18 protein-coding genes are annotated in these 15,172 nt (G+C 31.9%); 13 read left to right on the top strand and 5 right to left on the bottom strand.

What is annotated here, in order from left to right; all coding sequences use genetic code 11:
• The first annotated feature begins 142 nt into the window (after positions 1-142).
• Together murT and gatD are read left to right on the top strand one after the other, a co-directional pair.
• On the top strand, positions 143-1,462 hold the full coding sequence (gene murT / locus BK821_RS11135; protein WP_071331676.1) for a lipid II isoglutaminyl synthase subunit MurT: 1,320 nt from the start codon (positions 143-145) through the stop codon (positions 1,460-1,462).
• The gene (gene gatD / locus BK821_RS11130) at positions 1,459-2,178 is read left to right on the top strand and encodes a lipid II isoglutaminyl synthase subunit GatD (protein WP_046837887.1); all 720 of its coding nucleotides are present in this window, start codon (positions 1,459-1,461) and stop codon (positions 2,176-2,178) included. The genes murT and gatD overlap by 4 nt, the downstream gene beginning before the upstream one ends.
• Before the next feature lie 93 nt (positions 2,179-2,271).
• Here gatD and BK821_RS11125 read toward each other — a convergent pair whose 3' ends face one another.
• Positions 2,272-3,258, bottom strand: coding sequence for an FUSC family protein (locus tag BK821_RS11125; protein WP_046837886.1), 987 nt, complete (start codon positions 3,256-3,258; stop codon positions 2,272-2,274).
• A 174-nt stretch (positions 3,259-3,432) separates the two neighbouring features.
• Here BK821_RS11125 and map point away from each other — a divergent pair, with 174 nt between their 5' ends.
• The 5 genes from map (at position 3,433) to vraR (ending at position 7,053) form a co-directional block, all read left to right on the top strand.
• On the top strand, positions 3,433-4,185 hold the full coding sequence (gene map / locus BK821_RS11120; protein WP_046837885.1) for a type I methionyl aminopeptidase: 753 nt from the start codon (positions 3,433-3,435) through the stop codon (positions 4,183-4,185).
• Positions 4,186-4,289: 104 nt separating this feature from the next.
• On the top strand, positions 4,290-4,676 hold the full coding sequence (locus tag BK821_RS11115) for a hypothetical protein (RefSeq protein ID WP_046837884.1): 387 nt from the start codon (positions 4,290-4,292) through the stop codon (positions 4,674-4,676).
• A gap of 16 nt (positions 4,677-4,692) precedes the next feature.
• Positions 4,693-5,394 (top strand): cell wall-active antibiotics response protein VraT, encoded by a 702-nt coding sequence (gene vraT / locus BK821_RS11110; RefSeq protein WP_046837883.1) that lies wholly within the window; start codon positions 4,693-4,695, stop codon positions 5,392-5,394.
• A complete protein-coding gene (vraS, locus tag BK821_RS11105; protein WP_046837882.1) occupies positions 5,391-6,434 on the top strand; it encodes a sensor histidine kinase VraS in 1,044 nt (347 codons plus the stop codon). The genes vraT and vraS overlap by 4 nt, the downstream gene beginning before the upstream one ends.
• On the top strand, positions 6,424-7,053 hold the full coding sequence (gene vraR, locus BK821_RS11100; protein ID WP_046837881.1) for a response regulator transcription factor VraR: 630 nt from the start codon (positions 6,424-6,426) through the stop codon (positions 7,051-7,053). The genes vraS and vraR overlap by 11 nt, the downstream gene beginning before the upstream one ends.
• Before the next feature lie 195 nt (positions 7,054-7,248).
• Here vraR and BK821_RS11095 read toward each other — a convergent pair whose 3' ends face one another.
• From BK821_RS11095 to BK821_RS11085, 3 genes are all read right to left on the bottom strand, one after another.
• Positions 7,249-8,394: a YihY/virulence factor BrkB family protein gene (locus tag BK821_RS11095; RefSeq protein WP_046837880.1), complete on the bottom strand. Its 1,146-nt coding sequence runs from the start codon at positions 8,392-8,394 to the stop codon at positions 7,249-7,251.
• Between the two features lie 215 nt (positions 8,395-8,609).
• Positions 8,610-8,894 (bottom strand): hypothetical protein, encoded by a 285-nt coding sequence (locus BK821_RS11090; protein WP_046837879.1) that lies wholly within the window; start codon positions 8,892-8,894, stop codon positions 8,610-8,612.
• The gene (locus BK821_RS11085; RefSeq protein ID WP_071331675.1) at positions 8,894-9,364 is read right to left on the bottom strand and encodes a low molecular weight protein-tyrosine-phosphatase; all 471 of its coding nucleotides are present in this window, start codon (positions 9,362-9,364) and stop codon (positions 8,894-8,896) included. The genes BK821_RS11090 and BK821_RS11085 overlap by 1 nt, the downstream gene beginning before the upstream one ends.
• Positions 9,365-9,497: 133 nt before the next feature.
• On the opposite strand from BK821_RS11085, the gene BK821_RS11080 reads away from it, so the two are divergent.
• From BK821_RS11080 to BK821_RS11070, 3 genes are all read left to right on the top strand, one after another.
• A complete protein-coding gene (locus BK821_RS11080) occupies positions 9,498-9,704 on the top strand; it encodes a DUF1128 family protein (RefSeq protein ID WP_082104728.1) in 207 nt (68 codons plus the stop codon).
• A 15-nt stretch (positions 9,705-9,719) separates the two neighbouring features.
• Positions 9,720-10,961, top strand: a complete 1,242-nt coding sequence (locus tag BK821_RS11075; RefSeq protein ID WP_046837877.1) for an aminopeptidase — start codon at positions 9,720-9,722, stop codon at positions 10,959-10,961.
• 173 nt (positions 10,962-11,134) lie between these two features.
• The gene (locus tag BK821_RS11070) at positions 11,135-11,656 is read left to right on the top strand and encodes an acyl-CoA thioesterase (RefSeq protein WP_046837876.1); all 522 of its coding nucleotides are present in this window, start codon (positions 11,135-11,137) and stop codon (positions 11,654-11,656) included.
• Between the two features lie 43 nt (positions 11,657-11,699).
• On the opposite strand, the gene yfkAB is transcribed toward BK821_RS11070, so the two are convergent.
• Positions 11,700-12,854 carry a radical SAM/CxCxxxxC motif protein YfkAB gene (gene yfkAB / locus BK821_RS11065; protein ID WP_046837875.1) on the bottom strand — a complete coding sequence of 385 codons (1,155 nt, stop codon included), beginning with the start codon at positions 12,852-12,854 and terminating at the stop codon, positions 11,700-11,702.
• Between the two features lie 274 nt (positions 12,855-13,128).
• Here yfkAB and BK821_RS13375 point away from each other — a divergent pair, with 274 nt between their 5' ends.
• The 3 genes from BK821_RS13375 to sgtB all read left to right on the top strand — a co-directional run bounded on the left by BK821_RS13375 (position 13,129) and on the right by sgtB (position 15,081).
• Positions 13,129-13,299, top strand: coding sequence for an SE1561 family protein (locus BK821_RS13375; protein WP_101118258.1), 171 nt, complete (start codon positions 13,129-13,131; stop codon positions 13,297-13,299).
• Positions 13,300-13,399: 100 nt separating this feature from the next.
• A complete protein-coding gene (locus BK821_RS11060) occupies positions 13,400-13,918 on the top strand; it encodes a type 1 glutamine amidotransferase domain-containing protein (RefSeq protein ID WP_046837874.1) in 519 nt (172 codons plus the stop codon).
• A 350-nt stretch (positions 13,919-14,268) separates the two neighbouring features.
• Positions 14,269-15,081 (top strand): monofunctional peptidoglycan glycosyltransferase SgtB, encoded by an 813-nt coding sequence (gene sgtB, locus BK821_RS11055; RefSeq protein ID WP_046837873.1) that lies wholly within the window; start codon positions 14,269-14,271, stop codon positions 15,079-15,081.
• Positions 15,082-15,172 lie beyond the last annotated feature (91 nt).

Genomic DNA, 15,172 nt, shown 5'->3' with positions numbered 1-15,172 from the left:
TAAAGTATATCAAATCTATTCTCATTAGTAAATAATAATAATTATAATCTGGGAATGAAAATGGCAATTAGCGTTGAGAATTGTTTGGAATACAACTTAATCGTGTTATAATATTTTGAGTGGAGAGAAGAGGAGGAAGTAGATGAGACGTTGGACTGCAACTCGATTAGCAATAATGGCGAGAAAGGCCAGCAAAGCCGTTGGAAAAAAGGGAACGGACTTACCTGGTCAAATTGCTAGAAAAGTAGATAAAAATATATTAAGAAAATTAGCATCTCAAGTAGACGAGATTGTTTTTATAAGTGGCACAAATGGGAAAACAACAACTTCAAATTTAATTGGGCATACACTAAAAGCAAACAATATCGAGATCATACATAATAATGAAGGTGCGAATATGGCTGCAGGTATAACTTCAGCGTTTATTTTGCAAATTAAGCAAAATACTAAAATTGCGGTTATTGAGATAGACGAAGGCTCAATACCGAGGGTACTTAACGAAGTCACGCCAACAATGATGGTTGTCACTAACTTCTTCCGTGACCAAATGGATCGTTTTGGGGAAATAGATATTATGGTAAATAATATTGCTAATGCGATTAGTAACAAGGGAATAAAACTGTTGCTAAATGCAGATGATCCATTTGTAAGTAGGTTGAAGATCGCAAGTGATACAGTTGTTTATTATGGTATGAAGGCACATGCCCATGAATTTGAGCAGAGTACAATGAATGAGAGTCGCTATTGTCCTAACTGTGGTCGCTTATTACATTATGATTATATTCAATATAATCAAATCGGTCATTACCATTGTGAATGTGGTTTTAAACGAGAAGATACGAAATATGAAGTATCGCATTTTGATTTAACACCATTTATTGATTTAAGTGTGGACAATACAACATTTAATATGAAAATTGCTGGAGATTTTAATGCTTATAATGCAATTGCTGCCTATACTGTATTGAAAGAATTAGGTCTAAATGATGCAGCGATTAAAAATGGTTTTGAAACGTATACTTCAAATAATGGTCGTATGCAGTACTTTAAGAAAGATGAGAAAGAAGCAATGATAAACCTTGCTAAAAATCCAGCGGGAATGAATGCAAGTTTATCAGTTGGTGAGCAACTCCAAGGTAGTAAAGTTTATGTTTTGAGCTTAAATGATAATGCAGCAGATGGCAGAGATACATCATGGATATATGATGCAGACTTTGAAAAGCTAAGAAGACAACAAATTGAGGCGATTATAGTAACAGGAACGCGTGCAGAAGAATTACAGCTCAGACTAAAATTAGCAGGTGTGGAAACACCAATTATTTTAGAAAAAGATATATATAAAGCCACTGCTAAATCTATGGATTATAAGGAAAGCTTTACGGTTGCGATTCCTAACTATACTTCTTTAGCGCCAATGTTAGAACAATTAAACCACTCTTTTGAGGAGGGGCAAATTAAATGAATGAATTGACAGTTTATCATTTCATGCCTGATAAATTAAATCTATATAGTGATATAGGTAATATCATCGCTTTAAGACAACGAGCAAAATTACGCAATATAGATTTGAAGGTTAGAAATATTAACGAAACAGAAGGTGTGACACTCGATCAATGTGATATCTTCTTTATTGGTGGTGGCAGTGATCGGGAACAAGCACTTGCTACTAAAGAATTAAGTAAAATCAAAGATAAATTAAAAGAAGCGATTGAAGCCGGTATGCCTGGCTTAACAATATGTGGTGGTTATCAGTTTTTAGGCAGTAAATATATTACACCCGATGGTACAGAACTTGAGGGATTGAATGTATTGGATTTTTATACTGAATCACAAAAAGACAGACTTACTGGGGATATTGTAATCGAAAGTGATACATTTGGTACGATTGTAGGATTTGAAAATCATGGCGGTCGAACGTATCATTCTTTCGGTACATTAGGTAACGTTACTTACGGTTATGGTAATAATGATGATGATGCTAAAGAAGGTATTCATTATAAAAATTTACTTGGAACGTACTTACATGGGCCTATATTACCTAAAAATCATGAAATTACTGATTATTTATTAGAAAAAGCTTGTGAACGCAAGGGCATTCTTTTTGAACCAAGAAATGTAGATAACACAGAAGAAGAAGCCGCTAAGCAAGTTATCATTAACCGTTCAACACATAAATAAATTTATAAATCGCAATTTGGATATTGAATTTAAAAAGAGGCAGCACACCTATTGCGTGTGTTGCCTCTTTTTAAAATCATTTAAGAAAATGTGTTAAGCGAAACGATGATCTAATATACGATATATTAATAAAATTTCATAGATAACATGACTTTTTAATTGGTTTTCATCAAATTCGTCTAAGCCTTTCACAGAAGTTTTAAGTAATGATGCAGATTGTTGATAACGTTCAAAATGACCAGTTGTATAGATTTGATTAATACTTTGGGCAATGTTTAATATAGCCATGCGTTCTTCGCAACTAAATATAATTTGAGTATCTTTAGGCAAATAAACTAAGTTGGATAAATGTGTTATAAACAACCTATTTGTGTGTGAACGTGTGGTTAACTCCCGAAGACGAATCCATTCAGAATCTCGATGTTTATGATAGCTCAGTTCATCTCGTTGATAGGAGAGTAGGGTTTCTATTTTTTGATTTAAATCTAACAACTCATTGAGCTGGCGATATGGGACGCCATTTGTGAATTTTCCTAATAGTAACTGGCGCATTCTTTCGTAGAATAAGGCGTACATTTTAGATTCAGTATCACTGATAGATGTTTCGAGTTGGTCATAGTATTTTGGCGGTAATATAATAAAGTTAACTAGCCCAGCAGTAACCAAACCGATAATAGCAGTTAATAATCTTGAAAAGAAATTAAAGAAATAAGCTTCATGAATACCTGGAATCATGGCCATAGCTGTTAATGTTGCAACAGTAGTACCAACATGAAGGTTTAACTTTGTACATAAGATGATTGTGAATGTGGCGCTTAATGCGTAAGTGAATGGAGAATGGTCTCCTAATATAAATGTGAAAACTACAGAGAACAAAGCACCTATAACCGTTGCAGGTAAACGTTTATAGCCCTTTTTTAAAGAGGCTTTTGCTGTTGGTTCTATGGTAACTATAGCTGTTAAAATAGCAAATATTGGATTTAGATTTAATGCTAAACAGATAAAAGCAGTTAAAAAGGTAGCTAACCCTGTTTTGAGGGTACGCGCACCAATGATTCTTTTATACCAATTATCATTCATTGAAAAACTCCCAGTAGTCTATGTAGCTAAGCATTTTTACTTATTGTAAAAGTGTTGATGTCATTATACAAGCAAAATGTTAAACTATACATGTTCAAATTTTCTCATTTATTATATCAAAAAAAGTCTGCTATAATAAGGAAGAATATAATTTATTAAAAGGAACGGGATAATATGATTGTAAAAACAGAAGAAGAATTAATCGCACTAAAAGATATTGGTTACATTTGTGCTTTAGTAAGAGATAAAATGCAAGCAGCTACAAAACCAGGTATTACAACAAAAGAGTTAGATGATATTGCAAAAGCGTTATTTGAAGAACATGGCGCAATCTCAGCACCGATTCATGATGAAAACTTCCCAGGACAAACATGTATTAGTGTAAATGAAGAAGTGGCACATGGTATACCTGGAAAACGTACGATACGTGACGGGGACTTAGTAAACATCGATGTTTCAGCTTTGAAAAACGGCTATTACGCAGATACTGGTATTTCATTTGTGGTAGGTGAATCAGCACATCCATTAAAACAAAAAGTCTGTGATGTTGCTTTAGAAGCCTTTGAAGCAGCAATGACAAGAGTTAAACCTGGTGCAAAATTAAGCCAAATTGGTAAAGCGGTTCATGCAACAGCACGTAAAAACGATTTAACAGTAATTAAAAATTTAACTGGTCATGGTGTAGGCCAATCATTACATGAAGCGCCTAGTCATGTTATGAACTATTATGATCCTAAAGATAAAACTTTATTAAAAGAAGGAACAGTTATTGCTGTTGAACCGTTTATTTCTACAAAAGCAACTTATGTTACTGAAGGTAAAAATGAATGGGCATTTGAGACAAAAGATAAAAGTTTTGTAGCACAAATTGAACATACAGTCATTGTGACAAAAGAAGGGCCAGTATTAACTACAAAAATAGATTAGCTTGTGTTTCGGTCTAAAGTCGTAATATAAGATGGTTCCGGAGCCTATATCAATGGCTCCGGAAATTTTTTATAATAGAGTTTAATCGATGATGAGGTGATTCTATGAATTATATTACGACATACTTAGAAAAGATGACGAAACACACATTTCATAACAGTTTGGTAGAATATCAAAAGTTTCTTGATAAAAAATTAAGAAGCATTGAAATGTACATCAAATACTTATTAGAACGAAAAGCTTATGTGGAAGAATTAATAGATAATTTAACATTAGTCTTAGAAAATAAATATATTGATATGTTAGAAGAGCATCATATTTATTATGCGCAAGAAATTGAAAATTCAGAGATAGAAAATATAAAAAAAGAACTAAATGAAATCGAAGCGGAATACGCGCGAATGGAATCCAGTTTATCACAGCAAGTAACAGAAAGAGCACATATTGAAACAGAATGTGATATAATCGCGCAAATGAGTTTAGTCGCTTGAAGAAAGGTGGCGAAATATGACACATAAATATATATCAACTGAGATGTTAATTATCTTTACAGCATTAATGATTATAGCCAATTTTTATTACATATTTTTTGAAAAAATTGGCTTTTTACTTGTGTTATTACTTGGTTGTATTTTGGTTTATGTAGGTTACCTATATTTTCATAAAGTACGTGGATTATTATCATTTTGGATTGGGGTCTTATTGATAGCATTCACACTTTTATCAAATAAATACACAATTATCATCTTGCTTGTATTTTTACTCGTATTAATAATAAGATATATTATTTATAAATTTAAACCATTAAAAGTCATAGCTACAGAAGAAGATATAGAGTCACCTGAATTTATTAAGCAAAAGTGGTTCGGCGAACAAAGAACACCGGTCTATGTTTATAAATGGGAAGATTTGCAAGTACAACATGGTGTAGGCGATATTCATATAGATATGTCTAAAGCAGCCAATATTAAAGAAAATAATACAATTGTAGTTCGTCATATTTTAGGTAAAGTTCAGATTATCGTACCATTGAATTACAACATCAATTTACATTTTACAACGCTGTATGGGAATGCATATATTAATGAAAACGCATATAGAGTGGAAAATAATAATATTAAAGTTGTTGAAGAGACTAAAGTTGAAAATTACGCAGTAAATATTTATGTTTCAACTTTCTTAGGTGATGTTGAGGTGATTTATAAATGAATCACTACTTAAGAGCAATAGGATCCATGTTAATTTTAGTCTATAGTACATTTTTCGCGATATTCTTTATTGATAAAGTCTTTGTAAACATCATGTACTTTCAAGGTATGTTTTATACACAAATATTTGGAATACCAGTTTTACTATTTTTAAATTTATTGGTTATATTGCTCTGTATTATAGTAGGATCAGTATTAGCTTATAAAATTAATCAACAGAACCATTGGTTACAAGAACAAATTGAACGTTCTATAGAAGGTCAAACTGTAGGGATTAATGATCAAAATATAGAGTTGTATAATGAAACGATAGAATTATATCAAACGCTTGTACCATTAAACCAAGAAGTGCACAAATTAAGAATGAAAACACAAAATTTGACGAATGAATCTTACAATATCAACGATGTAAAGGTTAAAAAGATTATAGAAGATGAACGACAAAGACTAGCACGTGAATTACACGATTCTGTAAGTCAACAATTATTTGCTGCAAGTATGATGCTTTCTGCTATCAAAGAATCTCAATTAGAAGCACCTTTGGATCAACAAATCCCAGTACTTGAAAAGATGATACAAGACTCTCAATTAGAGATGAGAGCACTATTATTACACTTAAGACCACTCGGCTTAAAAGATAAATCCTTAGGTGAAGGGATTAAAGATTTAGTTGTAGATTTACAGAAAAAGGTACCAATGAAAGTTGTCCATGATATCGAAGAGTTTAAAGTACCAAAGGGTATTGAAGATCATTTGTTTAGAATTACACAAGAAGCAATTTCTAATACTTTGAGACATTCTAAGGGTACTAAGGTTACGATTGAATTGTTTAATAGAACAGATTATTTGCTATTGCGTATACAAGATAATGGTAAAGGGTTTAATGTAGATGAAAAGGCTGAACAAAGTTATGGGTTGAAAAATATGAGAGAACGCGCATTGGAAATTGGCGCTACATATCATATTGTATCTTTACCAGACTCGGGAACAAGGATAGAAGTTAAGGCACCATTAAATAAGGAGGATTCATATGCCGATTAAAGTTTTATTTGTTGATGATCATGAAATGGTACGAATAGGTATTTCTAGTTATTTATCAACACAACCAGATATTGATGTTGTAGGAGAAGGTAAGTCAGGGAATGAAGCGATAGAAAAAGCACATCAACTTAATCCAGATTTAATCCTCATGGACTTACTTATGGATGATATGGATGGTGTTGAAGCTACAGAACTTATTAAAAAAGATTTACCTCATATTAAAGTTGTCATGTTAACAAGTTACATTGAGGATAATGAAGTATACCGCGCCTTAGATTCAGGTGTGGACAGTTATATTTTAAAAACTACAAGTGCAAGTGATATTGCTGAAGCAATACGTAAGACATATAATGATGAGTCTGTATTTGAAGCAGAAGTATTAGTGAAAATGAGAAATAGAATGAAACAACGTGCCGAGTTATATGAAATGCTTACAGAACGTGAAATGGAAATTTTATTACTTATTGCTAAAGGATACTCGAATCAAGAAATAGCTAGTGCTTCACATATTACAATCAAAACCGTTAAGACGCATGTAAGTAATATATTAAGTAAATTGGAAGTACAAGATAGAACACAAGCAGTTATTTATGCGTTCCAACATAATTTAATACAATAGAAGTGTACTTATTTAAAAAATATCAGAAGTTGAGGTATAAATGCAAAAAGTGTTATTGCATTCGCACCTCAACTTTTTTAATTTATACATAGCTATAGAAATCCTCATAGTTTTAAAATCAAATATATGATTCAAAATTGTGTTGAAAAACAAACAACCAAACGTAATAAACTACGTTTGGTTGTATTATAATAACTATTTATGTTGATTATTTGATTCAATCGTGTCATCTGAGACATTGTCTGAATCAGTTTCAATTGAATTTGATTGTTGATTTGAATTGTTCTCTTCTATATTAGCAAGCTTTTTTTCTTCAGGTGTTTGGCCTGAAACTATTTTTCTTTGATGTATAATCGCATTGATTTCTGCACCAATAATGATGATGAAACCAGTGATATATAGCCATAACATTAAAATAATGATACCTGCGATACTACCATATGTTTTAGAGTAGTTAGCAAAATTTGAAATATATATACCAAATAAGTATGAACCTACTAAGAATACTATAGTAGCAAAAATAGACCCTGGGATAACAGACATCATTTTAATTTTGACATTCGGTGCAAGTGTATATAAGAGCATAAAGGCAACAAAGACTACAATCAATGGCAAGATCACACGAATGATATTAAAAACCCATTTGACTTGGTCGCCTAATCCAATAGGTCCAAATAATAATGAACTAATTTGTTCACCGAAAGTTGGTAAAATAAGCGCTAAAGGTAACACAACAATTAAAGCAAGTGTAAATAATACGCTTAATAATTTGGAAACAATAAAGTTTCTGCTATCTTCTACGTCATAAGCAACATTGAATGAATTCATTAAGGCAGTCATACCATTAGAAGCTGACCATAGTGCTACAATCAAACCAATAGATAGCAAGCCACCACTTGCATTACCCATAATATCGCCAATAATACTTGATACTTGAGGTGCGTAGTCAGGCGGTACATGTTCTTTAATCATATCTCTTATTGTAGATTGCTTTACACCTACAACTGGGACGATAGATAATAAAAATAATAGCATCGGGAATAAAGACAACATAAAATAATAAGAGAGTTGTGCTGATAAGCCAGATGCATCATCTTTTCCTATTCTATAAACGAGATAAGAGAAAAAGTTTGAATTCTTTGTATACTTTGCTGGTTTATTAATTCTTGATACGAAGAAAGCCTGATTGCTTTTCTTCGGTGATTTTGACTTAAATTCATCAGGTGTAATGTATGTACGATCTCGTTCAATTTGTTCTTTTTTTGCTTGATTAGCCTTTTTTTCTTCCTCTTCTTTGACGTCATTTAGAAATTCAGAGGTTGTACGCTTCTTTTTAGACATATCAAATCTCCTTATGTATCGTTATTTTCAATATACACTTTAATATACTTTAAAAAATGAAGAAGGTAAATATGTGTTGCTATATTATTTGCAAAAAAGCAAGTTCAAGCATTGAAAAATATTGTGTGTTATATAAATAGACAATACCTAGTAACAAATGATTAGGTATTGTCTATAAAAATTATTAAATTAACGTCAATATTTAATGTGCAATTTTATCCGTTAAGACGATTATTTTTGCGTTCAACAAATGTGTCTTTGGCATCTTTTAAAGAACGTTCTAACTCTGGATTATTGCGTCTAATTTCTTCGACTGCATCCTTCCAATATAACACTTCATCCTTAATGTTTTTAATCGCTGAAGGTTTTTGAGAACGATTGCCTTCTTTTTTATCTTTAATTGATTGTTTTAATGATTGGCGCGTTGATTTATCAGCTAATGTGATAGAACCTCCAATCACAGCACCTAATAAAATACCTGGAATTAATTTGTTTTGCATTATGCTTTACCCCTCTCTAAATTTGAATCTTTAACTATAAAATCAATTAAATTATCACAAGATGATTGTACCATTTTATATACGCCTTCGAAATTATTTGTATAGTATGGATCAGGTACATCAGTTTCTTCCATATCACTAAAGTCCAATAGTTTATATAATTGTCCTCTAATGTTAGGATTAATCTGTTTAATATTCTCTACATTACTTTGATCCATAGCAATGATATAATCAAAATCATCATCAGAAGTAAATAATTCACTAATCATGCCATCGAATGTTATGTCATGTCTATTGAGAATATCTTGTGTACCCTCGTGAGGTGGTTGGTTTAAGTTCCATTTACCAGTACCTCGAGAGGCAACCTGTACATTTGTAATGTTTTTGTCAAGTAATCTTTGTCGCATAATAGCTTCGGCCATTGGAGAACGACATATATTACCTAAACAAACGAATCCGATTGTAATCATTTGTGTACCTCCAAATTATATAATCCTAGTTCCCATTTTAAAGCTTTTTTAATCATTTCTAAAGCATTATTATCGGAAAAGTTTTACAAGGTACACATATTTGATAAAATAAATTGAAAAAGAGGTGAATATAGTGACAGCTAATAATAATGAAAAAATGATTGAAGAGATTAGACAACGATTGAATCTTGTGAATCAAAGTTTAATTAATCCAGAAAATTATAAAAGTGCTGATGAACAGGAAGTACAAGAGATTTATGAATACGTAACATCTAAAGCATCATTTACACCAAGTGAAGCATCTGCAATTGCGGATGCACTAGGACAAATTCGTAAATAAAAGGAGTGTATGGTTATGACTCAATTAGAAAATAAATTACAACAATATGCCGAACTATTAGTCGGTGTAGGAATGAATGTACAAAAAGGTCAACCTGTTTTTATTCGCTCAAGTGTCGAAGCTATTGAACTGACACATTACATAGTAGAAGCAGCTTATAAACGAGGGGCTTCTGACGTGAAAGTAGAATATAGTGATGACCGTCTGTCACGTTTGAAATTTGAATATGAATCAGTAGAGCATTTTGAAAATAACGAAGTGAAATCATATGAAGTAGATAAACGCATGGACTATGTCAAGAGAGGGGCAGCGAATTTAGCATTGATTACGCAAGACCCAGACTTATTAAATGGCATTGATCGTGATAAATTAGCAACTTTCCAAAGACAATATTCTACCGCATATAAAAGTTACATGGAAGCAAGTCAAAAGAATCAATTTCCTTGGTGTGTAGCAGCATTCCCATCTAAAGCATGGGCTGCGCGTGTGTACCCAGATTTGCCTGCTGATGAGGCATATAGCAAATTCATAACTGAAGTATTAGACATTGTACGTGTAGACGGCAACAACCCTGTAGAAAATTGGCAAGCACATGTAGCTGATTTAAGTAAACATGCACATAGATTACAAGAAAAGAATTACAAAGCATTGCACTATATTTCAGAAGGTACAGATTTAGTAATTGGTCTCCCAGAAGGTCATATATGGGAAGACGCTACAAGTTATACTAGTGAAGGTCAAAGTTTTGTAGCAAATATTCCGACTGAAGAAGTATTTACAGCGCCACATCGTTTGGATGTAAATGGTTATGTTACGAATAAACTACCTTTAAGTCATAATGGTAATATAATAGATGGCTTTACACTAACGTTTAAAGATGGTGAGGTCGTAGATTATAAAGCGGAAAAAGGTGAAGAAGTACTACGTGATTTATTAAATACAGATGAAGGTGCTAAACGATTAGGCGAAGTTGCGCTTGTACCAGATGATTCCCCAATATCTAATCGTAATACGATCTTTTATAATACACTGTTTGATGAAAATGCGTCGTGTCATATTGCATTGGGATCAGCATATGGGTTTAACATAAAAGGTGGAACAGAAATGACAACTGAAGAAAAGATTGCTCATGGCTTAAATGACTCCCTTATACATGTTGACTTTATGATTGGAAGTGCTGATTTAACGATTTATGGTATTACACAAGAGGATGCCAAAGAACTCGTTTTTGAACAAGGTAACTGGGCGAAAAAATAGCAGTAGTTTTATTAAATAGAGTTATGTAATCTGCATAACGAATAAATATAAGTGAAAATTAAATTGGGAATTGAAACTAGGATTGAAAGGCTATTTTTGTTTGTAAATAAATGACTATTTTTCAAAATACACTTTGGAAAATGACAGAGATGTGAAAGGGAAATGATTAAACTATGGGAAGTTCAAAAAGCAAGTCTATGTCTGAAGCTAGAAGTATTAAAACAAGACAAGTTTTTCCTCAGGATACCAATCACCATCATACGATGTTCGGTGGTATGTTGATGGCAAATATAGATGAAATTTCAGCGATTACAGCGATGAAACATAGCAATGCACAAGTCGTGACAGCTTCGACTGATTCAGTAGATTTTTTAAAGCCAATCAAGACAGGAGATATTGTTTCGTACGAAGCAATGGTTTCATATGCAGGTAGATCTTCAATGGAGGTTTGTGTTCAAATTATTATTGAAGATGTATTTGAAGATGAACGACACTTAGCAGCGTTGAGTTTTTTAACTTTTGTAGCTTTAGACCAAGAGGGTAAACCTAAAGAAGTGCCACAGGTTTATCCAGAAACAAAAACGGAAAAATGGTTTCATGAGACAGCACCTACCAGAGTAAAAAGAAGAAAAGAACGTAGAGATGAAAGCAAAGAAACAATCGCATTTTTATCTGAATTTCAGCATATAGAATAAAAAAAGGTAAGCAAGGGGAAATAGCCTTGCTTACCTTTTTTATTTACGACATCTGATATATATTATGCATACGTTGTTCATTTGATTTGAAATCTGTATTTTGATAATACATATTTTTAACTAACACATTAGGGCCTAAGCAGCTAAATTCTGAACAGTGACAATTTAAAGACTGAGCTAATGGAGAACTTAACCATTGACTGAATACATCTGGCAATTTGTCATTTTTTATATTTGAAATTGTACCATTTTCATCTCCAAAGTCAGTGACAATAACATTTCCAGTAAAGACATTTACATTAAGCCTATTTCGACCATCTGGATCATTTCGCATCGAAACATTATTTGTACTTCTTAATCGTTGTAATAAGGCTTGATCATTTTCATCATTGATACAAGGATATATAGGAAGGGTACCGAAGAGCATCCACGTGTTCGGGTCTCGGAAGTCTAGTAAATGATGAATTGCTTCTTTCATTTCTTTAAGTGACAATACTTCTAATTGACTTGCAAAATCTGCAGGATACATTGGATGGATTTCATGTCTTTGACAATTCATATCATTGACGATTTCTTGATGTATTTTCTTAAGATATGGGACTGTACTTTGATTAAGCATAGTTTCTGCTGAGACAAACATTCCTTGTTCTGAAAGCGTTCTAGAATTTGTAATCATTTGATCATATAATTTTAATTTTGCTTTTAAAGGTGGCTGTTTTTCCATAGCACCAAAGCCAACATCGGTAAATGATTCGATTGTTCCCCAATTATGAGATATATGCATGACATCAATATATTCAGCGATATCTAAATATCTATCTAATGGTAACGTTAGATTAGAATTCATTTGCACATAAATACCACGATCATAGGCATATTTTAGAAGTGGTTTCACTACATTTTTAATAGATTTTTTAGAAAACATAGGTTCTCCACCAGTAATAGACATCGTAGTAAGGTGAGGAATTTCATCCAAACGTCGATAAATGAGATCCATTGGTAGTGGATCGGGATCGGCAGTTTGAAGCGTATAACCTACTGCACAATGACTACAACGCATATTACATAAGTTTGTAGTAGTGAATTCAATATTGCTTAATGTCAAACCATTATGTGATTGCATATCATTGTAAGCTTCCCACGGGTCATTAGTCATAGAGATAGGTTTTTTTATATTTGAAGTGTACGTTTTTAACATTATTTAAAACTTCCTTTTTATTAGCTTTTACCATTCTAATATTTTTTTCAATAATTTAATATAGTAAATGATGCATTCACATAAAAATTTTAACGAGATTTATTTGAAATAACAGTTGTTTTATAGTTTTCAAAATAAAATAATGACAGTATGTGTGTTATTCTAAAAGGCACAACATATTCTTTTCGACTATAAATATTATTAAGACTTTACCAAATTTTGTCAAATCCATGTTAGGATAATGTTATCTTATAAAAAGGAGTTTCTTTTAAAAATGAATGAAAACCAAACGATTGATCAAATCAAAGAAAGATTAGAAAAATTTATCGATGATATCGACCATGTGAATCCAAACGAAGTGAAAGTTGAAGACATTGATGAGTGGATAGGATTATTAGATCAATTAGAAGAAAAAGTTAAAACAGTATCTAAAACTTCGGAGTAATTTCAGCACTTGATTGTAGAAAATTTTAAGTGAAATGTTTAAATTGCTGTATTTTCGTTTATATATCATATAGAACTTAAATAGAGAAAGGTGATTATACATGGCTAAAAAAGTAGCAATCATAGTAACTGATGAATTTGAAGATAGTGAGTTAACAAGCCCTAAAGAAGCAATTGAAGAAGCGGGACATGAAACAGTTATTATCGGTGACGAAGCTAATAGTGAAGTGGTTGGTAAACATGGTGCAAAAGCGACTGTTGATATAAGTATTGCTGACGCACAACCTGAAGATTATGACGGATTATTAATCCCTGGTGGATTCTCTCCAGACCATTTACGTGGTGATTCAGAAGGTAGATATGGTACATTTGCTAAATATTTCACTAAAAATGATGTTCCAACATTTGCCATATGCCATGGACCACAAATTTTAATAGATACAGATGATTTAAATGGACGTACTTTAACTGCAGTGTTAAACGTACGCAAAGATTTATCTAATGCAGGCGCACAAGTTGTAGATGAATCAGTAGTAGTAGATAATAATATCGTGACTAGCCGTACACCTGACGATTTAGATGATTTCAATAGAGAAATTGTTAATCAATTAAATGATTAATTTGTGTGTCAAACTGTATCATATATAGCGCTAAGTTTTGATTGTTATATGTTAATATACAGCATAATTAGTACCCTCTTAAGCTTAATTTTAAAAATTAAACTTAAGAGGGTAAATTTATGTGTTAAAAAGTTAGTGATTCTAAATTACTAACAAGTTTAAAAAATAAGATATATTAAATTTATACATAAACTACGTTGCATGAAATTATTTAAATCTTCAGTATAAAACTTCGTGTTGATACTATCATACACCCTTGGACTGATTTTTACATTTTGCTATAGATAAACATTTAAACTATTGTTAAACTCACTTATAATGATATGAGAGCAATATAAAGGAGCTATGGCATGAAAAGAAGCGATCGTTATAAGCAACATACAAAACAAACAAGAGAAAAAAAGCCAAATATGCCACAACATAATACTTACTTTCAACCAGTGGGTAAACCACCAAAAAGAAAAAAAGGTAAAGGTATATTTTTAAAATTATTAATACCTATTGTTATTGTATTGGCTATTTTTATAGGTGCAATGTATGCTTTGTCTTTAAGAGCTAATGTAGATGATTTGAAATCAATTGAAGATAAAGACACATTTGTTTCTGTATCAAACATGCCTGACTATACCAAAGGCGCATTTATTGCTATGGAAGATGAAAGATACTATAAGCACCATGGTTTTGATATTAAAGGTACTTCAAGAGCACTATTTTCAACTTTAAGCGATAAAAGTGTTCAAGGCGGAAGTACATTAACACAACAAGTTGTTAAAAATTATTATTATGATAATGAGCAATCATTTACAAGGAAAGTCAAAGAGTTGTTCGTTGCACATCGAGTAGAAAAAGCATATGACAAAAATGAAATACTTAGTTTTTATGTCAATAACATTTACTTTGGAAGTAACCAATACACTGTTGAAGGGGCAGCCAATCATTATTTTGGAGCAACTACAGATAAAAACAATACAAATTTACCACAGATTACAGTACTTCAAAGTGCGATGCTAGCAAGTAAGGTGAATGCGCCAAGCGTTTACGATATCAATGATATGTCTGATAATTATATTAATCGTGTCAAAATAGATTTGGAAAAAATGAAACAACAAAATTACATTACAGATGTAGAATATGAAAATGCAATTCAAGAGCTAGGTGTTTAATTCAAAAAAAGCTTAATATCATGAAGATGATATTAAGCTTTTTTTGATGTTATAATTTATTTAGTTAGTAATAAATTATAGTTATGATTTT

The organism is Staphylococcus sp. LCT-H4, assembly GCF_001866145.1.
Classification (GTDB): Bacteria; Bacillota; Bacilli; order Staphylococcales; family Staphylococcaceae; genus Staphylococcus; species Staphylococcus succinus.
This window is presented reverse-complemented; position numbering and strand designations above follow the sequence as displayed.

Bases quoted from the DNA above. Each gene is read 5' to 3' on its own strand.
- BK821_RS11090 (WP_046837879.1), bottom strand. From the start codon at position 8,894: ATGCAAAACAAATTAATTCCAGGTATTTTATTAGGTGCTGTGATTGGA.
- BK821_RS11075 (WP_046837877.1), top strand. From the start codon at position 9,720: ATGACTCAATTAGAAAATAAATTACAACAATATGCCGAACTATTAGTC.
- vraT (WP_046837883.1), top strand. From the start codon at position 4,693: ATGACACATAAATATATATCAACTGAGATGTTAATTATCTTTACAGCA.
- BK821_RS13375 (WP_101118258.1), top strand. From the start codon at position 13,129: ATGAATGAAAACCAAACGATTGATCAAATCAAAGAAAGATTAGAAAAA.
- sgtB (WP_046837873.1), top strand. From the start codon at position 14,269: ATGAAAAGAAGCGATCGTTATAAGCAACATACAAAACAAACAAGAGAA.
- gatD (WP_046837887.1), top strand. From the start codon at position 1,459: ATGAATGAATTGACAGTTTATCATTTCATGCCTGATAAATTAAATCTA.
- murT (WP_071331676.1), top strand. From the start codon at position 143: ATGAGACGTTGGACTGCAACTCGATTAGCAATAATGGCGAGAAAGGCC.
- BK821_RS11095 (WP_046837880.1), bottom strand. From the start codon at position 8,394: ATGTCTAAAAAGAAGCGTACAACCTCTGAATTTCTAAATGACGTCAAA.
- BK821_RS11060 (WP_046837874.1), top strand. From the start codon at position 13,400: ATGGCTAAAAAAGTAGCAATCATAGTAACTGATGAATTTGAAGATAGT.
- vraS (WP_046837882.1), top strand. From the start codon at position 5,391: ATGAATCACTACTTAAGAGCAATAGGATCCATGTTAATTTTAGTCTAT.
- yfkAB (WP_046837875.1), bottom strand. From the start codon at position 12,854: ATGTTAAAAACGTACACTTCAAATATAAAAAAACCTATCTCTATGACT.
- BK821_RS11085 (WP_071331675.1), bottom strand. From the start codon at position 9,364: ATGATTACAATCGGATTCGTTTGTTTAGGTAATATATGTCGTTCTCCA.
- BK821_RS11070 (WP_046837876.1), top strand. From the start codon at position 11,135: ATGGGAAGTTCAAAAAGCAAGTCTATGTCTGAAGCTAGAAGTATTAAA.
- map (WP_046837885.1), top strand. From the start codon at position 3,433: ATGATTGTAAAAACAGAAGAAGAATTAATCGCACTAAAAGATATTGGT.
- BK821_RS11125 (WP_046837886.1), bottom strand. From the start codon at position 3,258: ATGAATGATAATTGGTATAAAAGAATCATTGGTGCGCGTACCCTCAAA.
- vraR (WP_046837881.1), top strand. From the start codon at position 6,424: ATGCCGATTAAAGTTTTATTTGTTGATGATCATGAAATGGTACGAATA.
- BK821_RS11115 (WP_046837884.1), top strand. From the start codon at position 4,290: ATGAATTATATTACGACATACTTAGAAAAGATGACGAAACACACATTT.